A 19137-nucleotide genomic window follows, 5' to 3' on the forward strand; every position below is an offset into this window, starting at 1 on the left:
CCGTGCGCGCAGGTCACAAGCGTAATCGGGGCGGTTTCCCGCCGACCAATTGAAACTCGCCGGTACGCGGCCCCCTGCGGCAGGCTCTGCGTATTGTGACAGCGAGAAAGCCTCACAATTATGGCACACGTAGGCGACGAGCGAAAATAACGTCCGAGTTGTCCTGGTCACCCACTGCGAAGATGCGAGTGGAAACAGCGTGAAATCCAAGTTTCTTGTAGGCCTGCTGCGCGCGACGGTTGCCTTCGTTCGTTCCGAGCCAGATATAGGGCTCCGCGCCGGTGATCCGCTCCAGCAGCGCCCTGCGAGTGCCGTCCCACAGCAGTTCCTGTGCCCCGGAGCCGCGAGCATATCGGCGCAGATAGAATTTTGACAACTCTATGAGTTCACCACGGCGTGGAGTTCCCTCTACGACGGCGTCCACCGGCGCGCCTTCGTCTTCGCCGGCGACGTCGCCTTCATCTCCTTCACCACTGCCGACGGCGACGGCAGCTTCCCCTGTTCGCCCGGGCGGCAGCAGGCACAGCGTGTAGCCAAAGAGCGATTCACCGCGCGAACCGGGTGAAATGAAACGCTCGCAGGCCTCCCCTTGGCCGCCTCCCCAATCGCAGTCGTCCCTCGGGGATGGGCTCTGGCATCCGGCGGCGAGCACTGTGACCACCCAATGCGGGTCATCGAGATAATCGGCAAAGGCCCGCACCGAGAGGTGTTCGGCAATGAATGCCGTGATATCCGCTTCCGAAAGCCACGGCGGACAGGCATCTGGGAAGGTCTCTGCCGCCAACTCCGCCAGCTCCGCAGCCTCAGAAGGCTTGGCCGGGCGCACATGTACCGGAACCGGATGCTTGCACCCACGCAAAGCGAGGAAGCCGGATGCCGCAAGGGCTCGTCGCTCTCTTTTGTTCAGTGATGCCGTATCGAGCGCGCGAATCATGTCTGGGCGCCGCGACGCCGTCCGCGCAAGTGCTTGTTCACGCCGCCATCGGGCCACCGCGCCGTGATCGCCTGAGGCCAACACGCCAGGGATTTCCAAACCGCGCCAAACCGCCGGACGAGTATAAACGGGGTACTCCAGCAGTCCAGCGGCTCCGTGCGACTCCTCTACCAGTGACTCCGGGTTGCCGACCATGCCTGGAAGCAGACGCCCTACGGCCTCCACCAATGCAACAGCCGCCACCTCTCCCCCGTTGAGCACATAGTCGCCAAGCGAGTATTCGAAGACGGTTACCCCCTGCTTGGTGTAATACTCGGCGACGCGGGCGTCGATGCCCTCATATCTGCCGCAGGCGATGACGATATGCTCTGCGGCTGCCAGGCGTTCACAATCGCGTTGGGTCAGGGGGCGTGCCGAGGGCGTAGGGATGGCGAGCACCGTTGCGGACGGAACGGGCGTATGCGGCGCATCGTTCCCGCCGAGAAAATCGTCGAGTGCCTTTCCCCAGATATCGGCCCGCATCACCATTCCCGCGCCGCCACCGGCAGGGGTGTCATCAACCGTGCGATGCGGATCGTCGGTCCAGTCGCGCAGATCGTGGCACGCGACATCAAGAAGGCCTCTATTCTGTGCCTTTCCCACCAAGGAGAGATCAAGCACGGAGAAGAACGCGGGGAACACAGAGACGATATCGAAACGCATCAGCTCGCCGCCTCCTCAGCGGTTTGCTCGCGCTCCGGACCACTGCTATCAGTGCCCGCACTACGATGACTGCTCGAATCTGCCCCCGTGCCTTCCTCCCGATTGGCGCCGTGCTGATCGCTGCGGCCTCCGGTCGGATTCCGAGCAGTGCGCTGGTCTCCACCGACCGCTCCCGCCCCGTGCTCCGAGGGGCGGGGCCTGTCATGCCCATGGGAGTTCCGGGCGTCGTCGGCCGCACCTACAATGATCAACTCGTCGTCGGAGAAGAGGCCCGGCGGCGCGTCAACCACCACGCAACCGTCATCCAGGTCGACTTCGGTCACGATCTCACGCGCCATTGGCACGCGCGCGATAAGGCCGTCCGGCTCTCGAACCACCAACAGGTCTTGTGCCGGCATCGGTTCGAGGCCGATGACCTCACCAAGTGTGTATCCCTCCGGGTCAAGGACCTCCAGCCCTACGAGCTCATGCGCATACCACGCGTCGTCTTCCTCAATTTCGTCTTCGTCGGTTTCCACGGTGAGCTTTACGCCACGGATCTGCTCAGCGGCGGTCCGGTTGTGGCACTCAACAAAAGTTGCGTACGTCGCTCCCTTGTACTGGCGTGTACGTTCAACGGTCAGCGGTCCAACTTCCGCAGGGTCGGTTTCCAACATTGTTCCAGGAGCGAGCCGGCGCTCCGGGATATCCGTGCGCACGTCAAGCCGTACCTCGCCTTTAAGGCCGTGCGCAGCCCCAATGACTGCTACCGTCAGTTGCACTGTTTTTCACTCCCTTTGATCCAGACCCGGCCATCGCAGGTTCTACCCTGGATTACCCGTCACACGCCTGGCCTAATGCCGTTGCGGCTGCAGTATTCGTACTGCTGATGTCATAGCGTTCGGCAGCTGCACCAGAAGACGCAAGCTAACAGGACGCAATGCTCTGCGCGGTTTCCACACGTGGACGACACCCACACACCGCACTGCCATAGTATTGACTCCTATCATGGCGGCATTTGCATCCTGATTCCTGCTCCGGTAGCACCTCAGAGCGTTGCAGACCCACGGCAGACGCCCGCGCGACGGCGTGGTTTCCCCAAACCGTTCGCCTGCCAAATCCATCATGCCGCTACACGTAAGGGGCCGACCCGCACATACATGCATCGGGTCGGCCCCTTACCGATATGAATCAGTCCTCGTCGGTTTCGACGACGTCAATACGCACCGATCCCTTAGAAGACAGTGCGCTGGTCACGGTACGCAAGGCTTTGGCGGTGCGTCCACCACGCCCGATGACACGCCCCAGGTCATCCGGATTCACACGGATTTCCAACAGCTCGCCGCGACGCGTGCCGCGGGATTTCACGTGCACGTCATCGGGATTATCCACGATTCCGCGAACCAGATGCTCTAGAGCTTCGGCGAGCATCAGGCTTCCTCCTCAGTTTCCGCCGGCGCGTCCTGCGCTCCGGACTGCTCCGCGGAGTCCGCTTCGGCTGCGGCCTTTGCCTCTTCCTCGGCCTTCGCCTTGGCTTCGGCGGCAGCGGCACGGCGCTTCTCCGCTTCGTTCTGCACCGACTCGGCAGCGGACTTACGGGCCTCTTCCGGATCAACGGTGTCCTTGACCTTCAGACGGCCACCGCTGTCCTTGATGCCCTTGAACTTCTGCCAGTCGCCGGTCACCTTGAGCTGCGCAAGTACGGGTTCGGTCGGCTGGGCGCCGACGGACAGCCAGTACTGCACGCGCTCCGAATCAATATCAATTAGCGAGGGGTTCTCGGTGGGATGGTACTTCCCGATTTCCTCGATGACGCGCCCGTCCCGCTTCTTCCGGGAATCAACGACGACGACGCGGTACTGGGGTGCACGGATCTTGCCCATGCGCTTGAGACGAATCTTGACTGCCACTTGTGCGGTCACTCCTACTTTCTAAATTGAAGTGGACGCCCGCCCGACCCGGTGGGAGTCGCGCCAGTCGGTGTCCGAGACACGCACGCACGGGAAGAGAGGGCCCCGAGCGCTCGAGTACAAGGCTCAATTGTGCCAGATTTGCGCCACTGACGGCAATTGAACTCACGCCGATTGCGGGTGGACTCGCCCACAGCGCACATCCAGCATTCCGTACCTCTGGCTTCCAGCGTTCCATACCTTCGGCTGCAGGCGTCCTCTCCATGGTGTGCCCGCGGGGACAAACACGTTCCGCATGCATGAAGGTCTGGGCTCACCACCGACAACGAGTAGCGGCGTGATCGCACACGTTTCGCGTGCAAGAAGGTCTGGGGGCTTCTTCAGTCTGCCGGGAATGCGCTCCCCACCCGTCGGGACTACCGGTACAGGTCTGCCGGTTCCCCGTCGCAAATGAAAATGCTCCCCGTCCATCGGGGCGACGCGACAGACAGGCGCCTCCGCCTTTCATCAGGGAAACGCTCACTTCGGCCGGACGAACAACAAGTGGCCCAAGCCACGAACATCTGCTCGCCAGATTCCCCGAACAGCCCGTGGCCGCTCCCCGAACATCGTGCACTTCGGCGCATTTCGCTGCGGGCCTTGGATTCCTCTCCCCGCGCCCATAAAAATAGACCCGTGACATCGCCAAACGCTTTCACGCACGCCAGGCTTCTACGCTTCGCCTGGCTGTCTGTGGGCACAGCACTTGCTACCATCGCGTTGAAAACGGGCGCCTACCTACTCACCGAGTCGGTCGGACTGCTCTCCGACGCCGCAGAGTCGGTCGTGAACCTCGTGGCAGCACTCGTGGCGCTGTTGGCACTGAAACAAGCAGCAAAACCGGCGGATTCGCGTTACCCCTATGGTCGTTCCAAGGCGGAATACTTCTCCTCCGCCGTTGAGGGCGCGATGGTATTAGCGGCGGCGGCGTTCATCATCGTGGCAGCCGTGCAACGGCTCTTCGCACCCCACCCCTTGGAGCGCGTTGGTATAGGTATGGCTGTGTCCATGACTGCCGCCATCGTCAACGCGATCGTCGGCGTCGTCTTGCTGCGCGCTGGAAGACGCTACGTCTCCCCCACGCTGCGTGCAGATGGAATGCATCTGCTCACCGATGTCGTCACCAGTGCCGGTGTGCTGCTCGGAGTTGCCCTTGTGGCGGCAACGGGCTGGGACGCCCTCGACCCCATCGTCGCGTTGCTCGTGGGACTCAACATTATTATCACCGGCGCACGCATGGTCCGCTCCTCGCTCTCCGGACTGATGGATGTAACCCTTCCGGAAGAACAGAACCGCGCCATTATTGGCATCCTGCAAGCGCATACGAACAGTGAGATTCGTTTTCATGGGCTGCAGACCCGCGCGGCTGGCCACGACGCCTTCGCCAACGTAGACCTGCTGGTTCCCGGCATTTGGTCGGTGCGGCGTGGCCACGAACTGGCCGAGGATCTCGCCGACGAGCTTCAGGCGGCGGTTCCGAACCTGCATGTGCTCATCCATGTGGAGCCAATTGAGGACCCCCGCTCATATGACGACATTCCCGACGGCTACGTGCCCCTGGGCGACGCGGGAACTTACCAGCCGCGCGACCCCGTGGGTCCGCATGAAGGGCATATGCAAGCCGACTGAGAGGATACACCCACCGGTCTGCGACGGACTATGGTTTATCGACGTCGCCCGCCATTGCCGCGTTATCATCATCCCGCCAGCGGAGCCAATCTACACACGCCCGTCAGGCGCTACGGACGGAGCGGCAAATCTGGTAGGAGCGAATCGTCGAGTCAGCGTGGAAGTCACGGTACACCTATGGTCCCATAACAACAGTTGTATGGTCTCACAACAGTTGACTACACCTCAGGCAGTCCGAGCATTTGCCGCAGCCATGCCCGTTCACTCAGATTCTGTGCACACGCGATTGATATCATTCCTCGCCGGTACACATCATCGAGTTCACTTTCCCGCAGCGGCCGCTCGCCGTCGAAGAAGAAGCTACGCGGTGCCTCCAGGAATTCGAGTCGTCGCCGCAAGACGGCCTTCCTCTCCTGCGGGTCGGGAAGCTGGGACAAGAAAGCAAGGATCGTCATGAAACGCGTGATGTCGGTGATATCGGTGCCGTCTGCATCCCGTAGCCGCTCATGTAGGAACCTCCGCCCCGCGTCGGTGATTCTCAACTCTTGGCGGGTGACGCCGGTTTTCCCTTCCACCCGGTGCCGCGTGAGAAGACCCTCACTGCGCAGCCGCTTGATCGCCGGATACAGGCTTCCGTCACTCAGATTGCGAGAATAGCCGGACAAGCCCATGATCCTCTTGCGCAGCTCGTAGCCGTGCATGGTTTCTTCCGCGAGAAACCCGAGAATCATCAGCGTCAACATGCTCTTATGCTACTAGTGCACACGGCTGCTCCCTCACCGAAGACATGGAAATTGATGAGTGCCTCGTACCCGCATGAGTCATACTTGATGAATGAGCATTCTCCGGTGCATACGCCGCCGCGCAGTCGAACCTCGCCGCAGCAGTGGTCTGACTCGAATCCTCGCACTTACCGCAGCCACAATCGCATGTTATGTACTGGTTGCCTGCACGGCGGCCAGCCCGGTACCCGAGATTCGCACCTCCGCCGGGGCGCCGGCACCCTCGCCCTCGTCGGGTTCCTCTCCTGCCAGGCCTGCAACGCCGCTTAACACTCCGCTGCGTGGAGTCACACTGGATACCCTGGACGATATCGATGCGTCCGTCGCCGTCATTGGCGACAGCACGGCAGAACTGACGGTGCGCGTGGTCTTTGATCTCGATACGTCCCTCGCCGAGTACACGCATGCCTTGGAACAGCTTGATCCAGTCGCCCAAATCATGATGCAAATCGCCGACTCCTCGGAGCTCGCGGACATGAGCGCGGGGGACGTCACTGCACGTACCGAGGCCGCCATAACGGCCTTCGGGGAGCACGTCGATATCTGGGAGATCGGAAATGAGGTCAACGGCGCATGGGTCGGTACGTCTCCGGCAGAGATTAACCCCAAGGTGACGGCCGCATATGACGCCGTCGTCGCCCACGGCGGACGTACCGCGCTGACCTTGAACTATTGGCAGTCATCACGATGCTACGACCATGGCTGGGAGGATACTCTCGACTACGCAGCCACAGTCAATCTGGATGTTGACTTCGTTTTCCTGTCTGTCTACGAAACGGCCTGTTCACCGGCACAGCAGCCTACAGCAACGGAGTTGGCCGAGACCTTGAACGAGCTGGGGGCACTATTCCCACAGGCCCGGCTCGGTATCGGAGAAATAGGTGCGCAAGGTGCCGAAGATGGTCTGCCCAAGGAGCCGACGATACAGGAGAAAACCGCTATCGCCGAGCGCTACTACGGGATGAATGCGGAGTTGAGCGAGGCTGTTGGCGAACGCTTCGTCGGCGGGTATTTCTGGTGGTACTACTACCAGGATGCTGTGCAAACCAATGGCTCCGACTCACTGCGCGAAACCCTTGACAAGCTGACGAGTTCACTGTAAACGTTACCCTTTCGAATCTTGCCCCACGGGCCAGGCGCCTGCACTCTGCCGTGGACCGCGCCGCTACGTGACGGGGTGTCCCCCACGGGCCGGCTTGGTCGTCTTAGATGGCCTGCGACGCGGTCCCGGTACGCACCGGCCCGAGAACATAACCAAGCAGAGCACCGGACCAAGCAGAGCACCGGCGCGCGCAGGTATCGAGGACGCCAGCGCGCGGCCTGCGACGCTCACCGAGCAGAGGCATCCCGGCACCATAATTCCATCCCGTACGTCCAGCCCCTCGCATTGCGTACGCGCCGTCCTTACCCCGCGGTGAGACATCTGTCCAGTGCCCGCGAAGTGAGACACCCGACCGATTCGTCTTGGACCGCGCCGCGGAAGAGCATACGATCAACGTAGTCCGTTTCACACCGGATGCTCGGGCACGGTCCGCGAGTGCAAGATGACGCAGGTGCGGGATGATATCCACCCCCGGCTGCTAAAATGCGGCGCAATATTGCGCGGTTCGCGGGCCTAGCGGTGGCACACCACGGCCGCTGGAGGCCGGGTATTCGGGTTCCACGGCACACAATCTAAATTTGAGGTTTCATGTCCGTTCTTCCACGATTCAATAAAACCAAGCGCCGCACGGCGCAGACCCTATCCTTTCTCGCCCTGTTGGCCGTTTTGACCGGTTGTGGTGCGAATTCCAATTCGCCGGGAGGAGGTTCCGTTGGTGGCGGCGAAGCAAGCCTTGTTCTCCCCGATCTATCCGCTGCAACCAGCGCCGTTGGCATCGGCGGTCGAGCGCTACTCTACGGCGCCATCGTTGTCTGCCTGCTCGGCCTTGGCTTCGGGCTGGTCACCTTTTTCACGCTCCGTAAGCAGGCTGTACACAAGTCGATGCTCGACGTCGCCGAACTCATTTATTCGACCTGCAAGGCCTACCTGCTGCGTCAGGGCCGCTTCCTTCTGATTCTCTGGGTATTCATCACGGCGGTAATCGTCGTCTACTACCGTGCACTCGTCGGCTTCGGATGGGGCCGTGTCCTCATCGTCATCGGCTTCAGCCTGCTCGGCATGGGCGGGTCCTACGCGGTGGCGTGGTTCGGCATCCGCGTGAACACCTTCGCCAACGCTCGCACGGCCTTCGCCTCCCTGCGCGGCAAGCCCTACAACGTGCACCGCATACCGCTCTCCTCCGGTATGAGTATCGGCATGGTGTTGATCAGCCTCGAACTGGTGATGATGCTCGTCATCCTGCTGTTCCTTCCCTCCGACGTCGCCGGCGCCTGCTTCATCGGCTTCGCCATCGGAGAGTCGTTGGGTGCCTCGGCGCTGCGTATCGCTGGTGGCATCTTCACAAAGATCGCCGATATCGGCGCCGACCTGATGAAGATCGTGTTCAAAATCGATGAAGACGACCCGCGTAATCCTGGCGTTATCGCCGACTGCACGGGCGACAACGCGGGCGATTCGGTGGGCCCGTCCGCCGATGGCTTTGAAACCTACGGCGTCACCGGCGTCGCCTTAGTTACCTTCATCCTGCTAGCGGTAGAGAATCCGGCTCTGCAGGCCACCTTGCTCGTGTGGATCTTCACCGTGCGCGCCGCCATGATCCTTGCCGCGTGGGCCGCCTATGCCATCAACGGTGCATGGGTGAAGGCGAAGTGGGGTAATGCGGACCGAATGAACTTCGAAACCCCGCTCTCCACCCTCGTGTGGTTGACCAGCGCGCTCTGCGTTGCCTTCACCTATGGCATCACCTGGGTCATCCTCAGTGATCAGCCCGGTGGACTGTGGCTGAAGCTCGCTACCATCATCACCTGTGGCACCCTCGCCGGAGCACTGATTCCGGAGCTGGTGAAGGTCTTCACCTCGACGAACTCGCAGCACGTACGCGAGACCGTCAAGTCCTCGCGGCAAGGCGGCGCGAGCCTGAATATCCTCTCCGGCGTCGTCGCAGGAAACTTCTCCGGCTACTGGCTTGGGATCACGATCCTCGGCCTGATGGGTGGCGGTTTCCTCATCTCCCAGGCCGGACTCTCCGAGTTCATGATCGCCCCGGCAGTCTTTGCCTTCGGCTTGGTTGCCTTCGGCTTCCTCGGAATGGGACCAGTCACCATCGCGGTCGATTCTTACGGGCCGGTCACCGACAACGCCCAGTCCGTGTACGAGCTTTCGCGAATCGAAGAAATTGACGGGATCGATGAGGAACTGCGGCGTGACTACGGCATCGACCCGCGGTGGGAACGTGCCAAGCTCATGTTGGAGGATAACGACGGCGCCGGCAACACCTTCAAGGCGACCGCAAAGCCGGTGCTGATCGGCACAGCCGTCGTCGGCGCAACCACGATGATCTTCTCTATTATCATCGGCCTGACCGATCATCTGACCACCGGCTTGGAGAATCTCTCGCTGCTGCATGCACCCTTCCTCCTTGGCCTCATCGCCGGAGGCGCCGTCATCTTCTGGTTCTCCGGGGCCTCCATCCAGGCGGTTACCACGGGTGCCAACCGTGCTGTTGCATTTATTCGCGACAACATTCACTTGGACGCTTCCGCCGAACGGGCCAGCACCGAGGATTCCCGCCGTGTGGTGGATATCTGCACCCAGTACGCGCAACGGGGCATGCTGACCATCTTCCTCGCAGTGTTCTTCATGACGCTCTCCTTCGCCTTCGTGGAGCCGTACTTCTTCATCGGCTACCTAATCTCGATTGCGATCTTTGGCCTGTACCAGGCGATCTATATGGCGAACGCCGGTGGTGCCTGGGATAACGCCAAGAAGGTGGTGGAAGTTGACCTGCACATGAAGGGCACCGCTCTGCACGATGCGACAATCGTGGGTGATACGGTAGGCGATCCCTTCAAGGACACCTCCTCGGTGGCACTCAACCCGATTATCAAGTTCACCACGCTCTTCGGCCTACTGGCCGTTGAACTGGCAGTGAGCCTGACTGGGCAGGGATCGGCCACGCTCGTGCATATCCTCGCTGCGGTGTTCTTCCTGATCTCCGCTTTCTTCGTCCATCGGTCCTTCTATGGCATGCGTATCGATTCGTCCATGCCGCAGGCCGGTGACACCGACGACGGCGACGCCGTCGCGTCCGTTTCCTCCGGTATGTCCGATAGGGAGAAACTATGAGAATTGCAATTAAATGGGACGACGTCGTCGTTGACCCGCAGGGGCACATTGCCGGGCATGCTGCCGGTGACACGCTTGTTCGGCGGCTTGTGCGCGTATTCGACCATCCGATTGTGATTGGCCCGGCATCACGTCATTGCGACGACTTCGACGTGCTTCCACTGGAACTGGTGGATGCCCGCGACGTCGTGGTCATCAACATGGATGTTGTGGACTCGCCACAGATTTGGCGCGTGCTCAGCAAACAGAATGTGGAACCGCGCATAATGAACTTCGTGTGGTGGCCGGTTCGGCCCGATGCGCCGACGGTCCGCGCCGCCTCGGTGGCGCTGTCCTGCACCCTCTTCCCCACCTTCGCAAACTCGGAGCGCACGGCTACCGAGGTTCGCGAGACCATTGGGAAGTGGACCGTGCAACCACTATCGGAGCATGCACGCCTCGGCTGGGTGAACCTCGGCTTCCGCCTCGATCACATCCAGCCACGCCAGCCCAGCGACCTCCCGATCGTCTTGTATCCGGCCATCTACCTCTCGCGCAACAAGCGCCCGGATGTGTTCTTGCAAGTAGTCGATAAGGTACGTCGGCGCATTCCGCTCCGGGTGGAGATGCGCCTGCACGAATCGCATCTGGTGACCGAAGAAGCCATGGATATCTCGCGGCACGACTGGGTGTGGCTCGGCCCGCTCACCGCTACCCGCAAGTCCTACTGGGAAGCCTTGGCACATACCACGGCATTCCTTGCGACGGCGGAAAACGAGTCCTACGGCATGCTGTACGTGGAGGCGCTCGGCGCCGGGGTGGTCGGCGTGCTTCCCGATCACGAATGGGCACACGCCCTGGTACCGGAGGGGTATCCATTCTTCTACCATGACCTGCACGAGGCCGAGGAGATGCTCACTCGCGCCTTGCAGGACCCGGATGCCTGTAGGCAGGAACTCGATGCCTGTGCCGGTGGCTCCTTCGCCAGTTGGATCGCCGATCATCATTCCGACGACGCTTTCGACAAAGCCGTGGTGGCCCGTGTCGACGAATGGTTCGGAGGCACTAAGTAGGGCCGTGTGACAGCGCGAGGGGCGATCACTTGTGGTGGCGACCGCCCCTCGCCGTCCTGTTGCCCCTGAATCGGTCGAGGTGTGGGGTTCACTCACACCGCCCTCACCAACAACTCACTGCCCACATTCACTACAATCGGCGACTCTCACGGGCAGTTCCAGATGAGGCACCGAATCACTTTCACGGGCACCTGAGATGAGTCTCGTCGAGGCCTTGACTTGGTTACTGCGTATAGGTACCCTGAAGGTGATCCTGTACATGCAGGGCACATGAGAGGCAAATGACGCCTCAGACAACAGCATACGAAGGGAACAACGATGTCTACTCGGATGTCCGTCACTCGTCTTTTGACTGGCACTGCCCTAGCCCTTGCCATGGTTGCTGGCCCAGCGGTATCGGTCGATGCCGCGATTGACAACAAGTTGAACGTACATGCCTCAAACAAGTTCGATGGCATACCACCCGACACAGTGGTTGTGGATGAAGGCGGCTTCGACCGAATCGAAATCATACCAAACGGGGCGACGGAGCCCGCCGCAAACGGTAGGCCATTACCTGCCGCAGCCTGGGCGCGCGGAGGAAGCTGCACTGCACCGGCCGGGCGTCAGGTCACGTGCAAAGACAGCACGGGCTACATTGTCAAACAGGGTCCAAGATCGAAAATGACGCTCGGCTACAGTTGGTCGGTCGCTTGGTTTTCGAGTAGTAACGCCAACGTCATCGGTCGTGGTTTCATCAACGGTAAAGAAACCTGGCGTGGAGGCGGCAACGCTAAGTCCGGTAAGTTCTCAGTCCCTTGGTACGCAGAGAAGGGTTTTTCGATCATGGCAGTCAAGAAAGTGAAGGTTCGCTCGATGAATCCGCCCGCTGGCGTTGTTGTGCACTGGAGTTGAGTCACGGTGCGCAAGTCGTTCATCGCACTGTCGCTAGCTCTCCTAGTGCTCAGTTCTGGCTGCGCTCAACCTGAGCAGAGCAAGGCAACTCGTAGCAATATCAAGGATCCTCCCTCCTGCACGAGGAAGCTGGAGGTCGCCGCCGAGTTGGCAATCCCGGGAGAAATATCTGGTTTCGACTGTTACGACACAGATAACAACCTCGAGTACTTGTTCCGAGAGTCGCATGATCAGACGATCTTGGCGATGACCAAGGGCACATGGATCTCCACCCCAGATTCACCACTTTTCATACTAGAAGGCGATGGATGGTTCGTGCTCGCGAACAAAGATAACAGCCTCGCAATGGAGGCAAAAGGAGTGGTGAACAAAGGTGCATTCGTGGAGTTGGTGAACAATGTGGAGACCGATGACACGGACCCTGCCCACTACGACAGTGAGACATGCTCACAGTTCGCTTCTGCCCTCATTCACGCCTTCGCCTTTGAACAGGAACCGCTGCCAGAGAATCTCTCGTCCGAAGCCCGAGAGATCATTGAGGACGACTATGGTGTTTTAACTGGCGATGCCTCATTCAGGGCTCTTGATCCCGATTCCCCGGATGCGCGTATCATTCTCGGTAACAACTCGCAAAGGATCAACAAATTCTGCGCCCAAGGAGGCGAGATCTTCAATGGCATTGGATAGCTACACACTTCGCGCGGTGAGCAACCGCCTTTACGCCATTGCGGCCTGCCTGTATCTCTTGTCCTTTCTGTCGCGGACCGCCCTCATGGCCGGGGCCCATACTCCCGAACTGGAGAGATTCAGCAGACCCTTGGCGGGCGCCTTGCAGTTCCTCGTACAGGAACTGCAAGCATTCACCCCACCTGCAGTGGCCACGGTCTGCCTCGTTGCAGCATTCATCTGCCGACCAACACTAACTCGTATCCTGGACTTACAGGCAGAAGATGACTGACCGCAAGGCTGCACCGCAGTTAGCTAGTTCGATGTCTGCTACTCCCCTAGGTGTACTGACCGGGGAGGCTAGTTAACCGGGTGACGGGTGGTAGGCAGCCGCACGCGGAATGGGGTCGGTGGTGATTATAGTCATGGAGCCACTGGGCCAACGCGTTTCTGCGTTCTTCTTCGGACGGGTAACGCCGGGCCGGTGTTCTCTCTGCGGGTCCTATATGCGACCCGCAGCGCCAGTGGGTGGACGCACCGCAAGTTGCTGCGGTGTCCAAATCCCGTCCAAACGACGAAAGACTTGATCAAGTCAATTTAAAGACTGGCGGAATCATGCGGATTTCGCGCGTCACCGCGACGGGGAGACTTTCGTTTGGACGGGATTTGGACAGATAACCCGTGCACACCCGTGGCAAAGACGCAGTCCCGCCCCAAGCACCCGGCGGAACTCCACCTGCGCTTGGGGTCTGCCGCGCAGTCGCGCCCCAATCACTCGGCGGAGCTAGTCCAGCCCCGCCTGCGCAAGCCAGTCCTTGGCAATGCTCGCCGAGGTTGCCTGCTCATTGACGCTGCGGGTATTCAGAGCGACCAACGTCTCCTGATCCAGCCGGGCCGATATCTCGTTGAGCAGCACTGCGGCGTCGTCGTCAACCTTCGTCGTCACTAGTGGGACGACGTTCTGCGTCAGGATAAGACCCTCCGGGTCCTCCAGAATCACGAGGTCATTGGCGGGAATAGCCGGATCGGCACTGTAAATATCAGCGACCTGCACATCACCGTTGCGTAAGGCATCCAGAGTGAGGGAGCCACCGTAGTCGTTGATCGGGGTCACCGCGATATCCACGCCGTAGACTTCCTTTGCGCCGGTCGGACCGTAGGGCCGTCCCTCGAACTCGGCATTAGCGCCCAGGGCTACGGGTTGCTCGAGCTTTGACAGATCACCAATCGCCGTGAGGCCGTACTCGTCCGCAGTCTCGCGCGTTACCGTGTAGGTGTCCTGGTCGGATGCATCCGCGAGATCAAGAATACGCAAGCCCTCCGGCAGCGCCTCGTCCAGTGCGGTACGAATCTGCTCCGGCGTCGTCGCCGTTGTGCTGCTGTCGTAGTACTGCAGCAGATTTCCGGTGTACTCGGGGATAACATCCACGCGGCCTGCTTCCAACTCCGGAATGTAGACTTCGCGGGATCCGATCTGATACTGACGGTCCACGGTGTAGCCGTGTGCCTCAAGATGTTGGGCGTAGATCTCCGCGATGATCTCATTGGAATAGCTCGCCTGCGAACCGATGACGATCGTGCCGCTAGGCGCGGCGGACTGGCTGTCCCGGCCCGTCGGATCGCTGGAGGAGCAACCTACAAGAGCGAGGCCCGCCACCGCGAGACTCGCAATAACTTTGATTCGCCTTTTCATGTGATCTCCTGTCATTGTGCGAATTCAGTAAAACTGGGAAGAGTCGATATCTGCTGCCCGTGGCCGCTGTGCCCTCCGATGTCACTTCGGGAAGAGTCACGCCTACACCCGGCGGCATCGCCTGCTCGTAAGGCACCGGTTGGTGGGTGAATCGTAAGGCACCGGTCACGCCCCGCACACCCAGCGAGTACACGCGCGACACCGCGTAGCGCAAGCAGGTGTGCTCGTACGTTCGGCCGGTTGGTACCGTTCATGAGGAACGCACACCCCATCGAACCAGACGTTCCCCGAACGCGAAGCATGCATCGAGAACGACGGCGAGGATCATCACGAGAATCGACGCCGCCAGCATAAGCGTGTAGTTATAGGTGTTGATAGCCGGGAACAAGAAGCGGCCCAAACCGCCTCCGCCCACGTATGCCGCCAGGGTTGCGGTGGCGACCACCTGCAGGCACGCCGAGCGGAGCCCGCTAATCAACAACGGTAGGCCGAGCGGGATCTCCACCCGTGTAAGCACCTGCCATTGCGACATTCCCTGTGCCCGCGCGGCATCAACCGTGGTGCGATCCACATTCTCCACTCCGGAATATGCTCCCGCGAGTACGGACGGTGTTGCCAAAACGACGAGCGCGGCCAGTGGAGCGACCAGTCCGATTCCGACGACGACGCCGATAAGCGTCAGAATTCCGAGCGTCGGCAAAGCTCGCGCCGCTCCAGTTGATGCCACGACGATCCCGCGTCCGCGGTGGAAATGTCCAATCGCATACCCTATCGGAATACCGATAAGGGCTGCTATCCCAAGAACCAGCACGGTGTAGAGCACATGTTCACCCATGCGCGCGAGGATGCCCGTGTCGCCGTAGCGGTTCGCGGGATCTGCAATCCACTGCAGGGCTTCCATCAGGTAGTTCATGCCGCACGCTCCCATCGCATGAGAAGCCTTCCGGCAAGAACCAACGCACCGTCAATAAGAAGAGCAAGAGTAACGGTCAGCACTATTCCGGCAAGGATTTCGGCGGTGATTCCCCGGGCTATCCCGTCGGTGAAAAGCATGCCGAGATTCGGCACGCCCAGCAGGGCGGATACCGTCACCAGGCTGACCGTGGATACGGCGACCACGCGCAGGCCCGCAAGCAGCGCCGGCCCTGCCAATGGCAAGTCGACGGCGAAGAAGCGATGGATCGGCGAGTACCCGGTGGCCGTTGCTGCCAGTTTGGTAGAGAGGTCCACCGCCGTAAACGCGTCCGCCGCCGAGCGGACCATGAGCGCCACGCCGTAAAGGGTCATGGCTATAACCACATTGACCCTGTCGCGGATGGTGGTGCCGACGATCAACGGCAAAACGATAAACATCGGCAGGGAGGGGATGGCATAGATGAGGCCGGCTGCCCCGATGAGGAATGAGCGCAGACGGCGTAATCTGTTCGCCAACACGGCGATGGGCAGGGCGAGAACGAAACTGAGAATAATCGCGGGAACGCTCAATACGAGGTGCGAGAGCGTCCGCTCCCCCAGCATGGGCAGGTTTGCGATAATCCAGCTCACCGGGGTTCCTCCACACGAGGCTGCGCCGGACCGGGTTCCTCCGGAGGGGTTTGCTCACGGTGGCCTTCCCCCGGACGGGGCTCCTCCAAGCGGCCGACGACGCGGCCTGTCCCATCGAGCACGATAGGCGCGCCACCGGTGCTCTCCACGTGCAGGCTGCTGTTGCCTCCACGGCTGATGAAGCGGGCAACAAAATCTGAGACGGGCCGGGCGACAAGATCGTGCGGTGTGCCGATCTGCTCCACAATTCCACCCGTGGAGAGCAGAACCACTTGGTCGGCCAAGGTGAAGGCCTCGGAGATGTCATGCGTGACGAAGAGGATGGTTTTACGCAGGCGCGACTGCAGATCCTGTACAAGTTCTTGCAGGCCGGCGCGAACAATCGGATCGACGGCGCTGAAGGGCTCGTCCATCAGAAGGATATTCGGATCGCTGGCGAGCGCCCGAGCCACTCCTACCCTCTGCCGTTGTCCACCGGAAAGCTGGGCCGGGTAGCGCGATGCCAGATCGCGGTCTAGTTCGACTGCGTCCATAAGATCGAGGGCGCGAGCACTGGCTTCGGGCTTTGAGGCACCGTTCAGGCGCGGCACCGTCATAATGTTGGCGAGTACCGTTCGATGAGGCAACAGGCCGGACTCCTGCATGACGTAGCCGATCCGCCGTCGCAAATGTACGGGCTGAAGGGTGGCGACATCGTCGTCGTCGATCAGAACCCGGCCAGCGCTGGGGTCAACCATGCGGTTGACCATACGCAACAGCGTAGTCTTCCCACTCCCAGATGTCCCGACAAGCGCGGTCACCGTATGAGACGGGATGGTGATACTGACATCGTCGACGACGGTTGGACCGTTGCCGTACTGCTTGGACACGTGGTCGAATTGGATCACGAAGTGCTCCCATCGTTTCGCTTATCGTATGCTATACATCGATTCGATGTATAGCCCGAGGGAAGGAATCTCATGAACGAGAAGAATCTCATGCGCGATACCGAACCCGCGCAGGTTCCGCGCCTCATGCGGGCAGCGGTGTTGAGTGAGCCCGGCCCGGTCGAGAACCTCGTTGTACAAGATGTTCCTATTCCCTCCCCGCAAGAGGGGTGGGTTCGCGTGGCGGTGCGTGCCTTTGGCCTCAACCGCTCCGAATTGCACACCAGGCTTGGACTGGGAGAAGGCGTCTCATTCCCGCGAATCCTGGGCATCGAGGCCGTTGGCGTAGTGGATCTGGATCCTTCCGGCACCTACCGCCAGGGTCAGCAGGTGGCAACAATGATGGGAGAAATGGGACGGCAATATGACGGTGGGTACGCGGAATACACCTGCGTGCCGCTCGGCCAACTCATCCCCTTCCACTCCGAGTTGCCCTGGGATCAGATTGGGGCAGTGCCGGAGACTCTGCAAACCGCCTACGGAACGCTTCGAATCGGCATCGACCTGCACGATGGTAACCACTTACTGGTACGCGGCGGCACCTCGGCCTTGGGATTGGCCATCACCGCGCTGGCGAAACGGCAAGGCTGCACGGTGTATGCCACCACGCGGCGTCCGGAACGTTTGGAGCAGCTTGCGGCCTGCGGAGTTGATGTACCCCTGGTCGATGACGGCTCCATTGCGGATCAGATACGGGCGCTGCGCCCGGAGGGTGTTGACGGCGCCGTCGAGCTGGTCGGTACACCGACCCTGCGTGACACGCTGCGGGCGGTGCGAATACACGGCACAGCCTGCTTCACCGGAATGCTCTCCAATGCGTGGACGATTGACGGCTTCTACCCCATCGACTACATCCCGTACGGTGTGCGCCTGACATCGTATGCGGGCGAGGCCGCCGACCTGCCCGCTGCCGTCTTGCAGGATATCTTGGACGGCATCGCAACGGGAACGGTGACGCTCGGGCCGTATCACACCTACCGCTTGGACGAGATCCAGCAGGCGCATCGCGACATGGAGGAAGGTACGAGAGTTGGGAAACTGGTAGGGATGCCGTAGTCAACCACTGCCATGCGCAAGGCGCCACGAGTATAGTGGCGGCATGGCTCAATTGACTGTTTCTCTTCCCTCCTCCCTTCCGGATGACGTACTGGATGGTTTCGACGTGGAGATTGTCCGCTGGGATTTTGATGTGCCGGCACCACGTAGCGACGTCGACGTCGTCGTCGTGCCCGGTGGACGAGGCGTTTCCATTGTCAAGGAGTTGGAAGGACTACACCCCCGGCTTGTCCAGCTCTCCGCCATTGGCTACGACGGCCTAGTGGAAAACGCGCCCGCAGGAATGGTTTTCGCCAACGCTGCCACAGTTTATGAAACACCCACCGCCGAGTTGACACTTGGGTTGATTCTTGCCGCTGAGCGCGAACTGCCCCGGGTCGTCTTGGCGCAGCAGAACAACAATTGGGAACGTTTCTACGCTCGCGGCCTGGCAGATTCCACCGTGCTGGTTATTGGTACCGGCGGTGTCGGCCAGGCAATAATTGACCGGCTGCTTCCCTTCGAAGTGGATGTGATGCGCGTGGCGAGCCGAGAGCGCGACGACGAGGACGGCCATGTTTTCCCGACGGCGGCGCTGCCGGAGCTGCTGCCGCAGGCCGATATTGTGATTCTCGCAGTTCCGTTGAATGACGCTACCCGCCACCTTGTCGACGACGCCTTCCTGGCGGCTATGCGCGACGACGCTCTGCTGGTGAATATAGCGCGGGGACCGGTCGCCGACACCGATGCGCTGCTGCGGCATGTGGGGCGCCTTCGCTTCGCTCTGGATGTAACCGAGCCGGAGCCTCTGCCTGCGGACCATCCCCTGTGGAAGGCACCGGGAGTGTTGATCGCTCCGCACCTGGGTGGGCTTTCGGCTGCACAGTTCTCGCGTGAGAATGCCTTGCTGCGGCGGCAGATTGCGCATGTGCTTGCCGGAGAAGAACCGGAGAATATCGTCTACCGCAGTTGATACGCAGTTGATAACAAGGGCTGAGCGTTGATAACAAGGGCTGGGCGTTGATAACAAGGGCTGAGCGTTGATAGCGAGGGCTGAGCGTTGATCCCGGCGGTCAGGACGGTTGATCCCGGCGGCAACGAGGGCGACGACGATCAGGGCGCT

General features: G+C 60.8%; 18 protein-coding genes and 1 pseudogene. 9 read left to right on the forward strand and 10 right to left on the reverse strand.

Translation table 11 applies throughout. From position 1 onward, the window contains the following. Nucleotides 1–118: 118 nt before the first annotated feature. The 4 genes from trmD to rpsP form a co-directional block, all read right to left on the reverse strand. The gene (gene trmD / locus EKN07_RS05355; protein WP_126145826.1) at nt 119–1636 is read right to left on the reverse strand and encodes a tRNA (guanosine(37)-N1)-methyltransferase TrmD; all 1518 of its coding nucleotides are present in this window, start codon (nt 1634–1636) and stop codon (nt 119–121) included. After that, nucleotides 1636–2397 (reverse strand): ribosome maturation factor RimM, encoded by a 762-nt coding sequence (gene rimM, locus EKN07_RS05360; RefSeq protein WP_126145827.1) that lies wholly within the window; start codon nt 2395–2397, stop codon nt 1636–1638. The genes trmD and rimM overlap by 1 nt, the downstream gene beginning before the upstream one ends. Nucleotides 2398–2806: 409 nt before the next feature. Beyond that, entirely contained in the window at nt 2807–3046 is a 240-nt protein-coding gene (locus EKN07_RS05365; RefSeq protein WP_108715908.1) for an RNA-binding protein, read from the reverse strand. After that, nucleotides 3046–3525: a 30S ribosomal protein S16 gene (gene rpsP, locus EKN07_RS05370; protein ID WP_108715909.1), complete on the reverse strand. Its 480-nt coding sequence runs from the start codon at nt 3523–3525 to the stop codon at nt 3046–3048. Before rpsP ends, EKN07_RS05365 begins: the two co-directional genes overlap by 1 nt. A gap of 675 nt (nt 3526–4200) precedes the next feature. Here rpsP and EKN07_RS05375 point away from each other — a divergent pair. After that, the gene (locus tag EKN07_RS05375) at nt 4201–5193 is read left to right on the forward strand and encodes a cation diffusion facilitator family transporter (RefSeq protein ID WP_241228140.1); all 993 of its coding nucleotides are present in this window, start codon (nt 4201–4203) and stop codon (nt 5191–5193) included. Nucleotides 5194–5411: 218 nt separating this feature from the next. Here the strand turns inward: EKN07_RS05375 and EKN07_RS05380 are convergent, their stop codons facing one another. Next, nucleotides 5412–5936 (reverse strand): PadR family transcriptional regulator, encoded by a 525-nt coding sequence (locus EKN07_RS05380; RefSeq protein ID WP_108715911.1) that lies wholly within the window; start codon nt 5934–5936, stop codon nt 5412–5414. Nucleotides 5937–6027: 91 nt separating this feature from the next. On the opposite strand from EKN07_RS05380, the gene EKN07_RS05385 reads away from it, so the two are divergent. The 6 genes from EKN07_RS05385 to EKN07_RS05410 all read left to right on the forward strand — a co-directional run bounded on the left by EKN07_RS05385 (nt 6028) and on the right by EKN07_RS05410 (nt 13107). After that, on the forward strand, nt 6028–7077 hold the full coding sequence (locus EKN07_RS05385) for a Tat pathway signal sequence (protein WP_108715912.1): 1050 nt from the start codon (nt 6028–6030) through the stop codon (nt 7075–7077). Between the two features lie 588 nt (nt 7078–7665). Beyond that, entirely contained in the window at nt 7666–10203 is a 2538-nt protein-coding gene (locus EKN07_RS05390; protein WP_108715914.1) for a sodium-translocating pyrophosphatase, read from the forward strand. Continuing rightward, nucleotides 10200–11255: a glycosyltransferase gene (locus EKN07_RS05395; RefSeq protein ID WP_108715915.1), complete on the forward strand. Its 1056-nt coding sequence runs from the start codon at nt 10200–10202 to the stop codon at nt 11253–11255. The genes EKN07_RS05390 and EKN07_RS05395 overlap by 4 nt, the downstream gene beginning before the upstream one ends. Nucleotides 11256–11573: 318 nt before the next feature. Then, nucleotides 11574–12149 (forward strand): hypothetical protein, encoded by a 576-nt coding sequence (locus tag EKN07_RS05400; protein WP_125482471.1) that lies wholly within the window; start codon nt 11574–11576, stop codon nt 12147–12149. A 6-nt stretch (nt 12150–12155) separates the two neighbouring features. Next, nucleotides 12156–12836: a hypothetical protein gene (locus tag EKN07_RS05405; protein WP_108715917.1), complete on the forward strand. Its 681-nt coding sequence runs from the start codon at nt 12156–12158 to the stop codon at nt 12834–12836. A gap of 16 nt (nt 12837–12852) precedes the next feature. Further along, entirely contained in the window at nt 12853–13107 is a 255-nt protein-coding gene (locus tag EKN07_RS05410; RefSeq protein WP_126145828.1) for a hypothetical protein, read from the forward strand. Nucleotides 13108–13153: 46 nt separating this feature from the next. Here the strand turns inward: EKN07_RS05410 and EKN07_RS05415 are convergent. The 5 genes and pseudogenes from EKN07_RS05415 to EKN07_RS05435 all read right to left on the reverse strand — a co-directional run. Continuing rightward, nucleotides 13154–13297 (reverse strand): annotated as a pseudogene (locus tag EKN07_RS05415) (integrase core domain-containing protein); the annotation flags it as partial. Nucleotides 13298–13599: 302 nt separating this feature from the next. Next, nucleotides 13600–14508: an ABC transporter substrate-binding protein gene (locus EKN07_RS05420; protein ID WP_205647213.1), complete on the reverse strand. Its 909-nt coding sequence runs from the start codon at nt 14506–14508 to the stop codon at nt 13600–13602. A 250-nt stretch (nt 14509–14758) separates the two neighbouring features. Beyond that, nucleotides 14759–15421 (reverse strand): ABC transporter permease, encoded by a 663-nt coding sequence (locus tag EKN07_RS05425; protein WP_108715920.1) that lies wholly within the window; start codon nt 15419–15421, stop codon nt 14759–14761. Beyond that, nucleotides 15418–16053 carry an ABC transporter permease subunit gene (locus EKN07_RS05430; RefSeq protein ID WP_126145829.1) on the reverse strand — a complete coding sequence of 212 codons (636 nt, stop codon included), beginning with the start codon at nt 16051–16053 and terminating at the stop codon, nt 15418–15420. Before EKN07_RS05430 ends, EKN07_RS05425 begins: the two co-directional genes overlap by 4 nt. Continuing rightward, entirely contained in the window at nt 16050–16940 is an 891-nt protein-coding gene (locus EKN07_RS05435; protein ID WP_126145830.1) for an ABC transporter ATP-binding protein, read from the reverse strand. The genes EKN07_RS05430 and EKN07_RS05435 overlap by 4 nt, the downstream gene beginning before the upstream one ends. A gap of 72 nt (nt 16941–17012) precedes the next feature. Here EKN07_RS05435 and EKN07_RS05440 point away from each other — a divergent pair, with 72 nt between their 5' ends. Further along, nucleotides 17013–18035, forward strand: coding sequence for a zinc-binding dehydrogenase (locus EKN07_RS05440; RefSeq protein ID WP_240611222.1), 1023 nt, complete (start codon nt 17013–17015; stop codon nt 18033–18035). Nucleotides 18036–18078: 43 nt separating this feature from the next. Continuing rightward, entirely contained in the window at nt 18079–18987 is a 909-nt protein-coding gene (locus EKN07_RS05445) for an NAD(P)-dependent oxidoreductase (RefSeq protein WP_126145831.1), read from the forward strand. Nucleotides 18988–19137 lie beyond the last annotated feature (150 nt).

Source organism: Actinobaculum sp. 352, assembly GCF_003957265.1.
GTDB lineage: Bacteria > Actinomycetota > Actinomycetes > Actinomycetales > Actinomycetaceae > Asp313.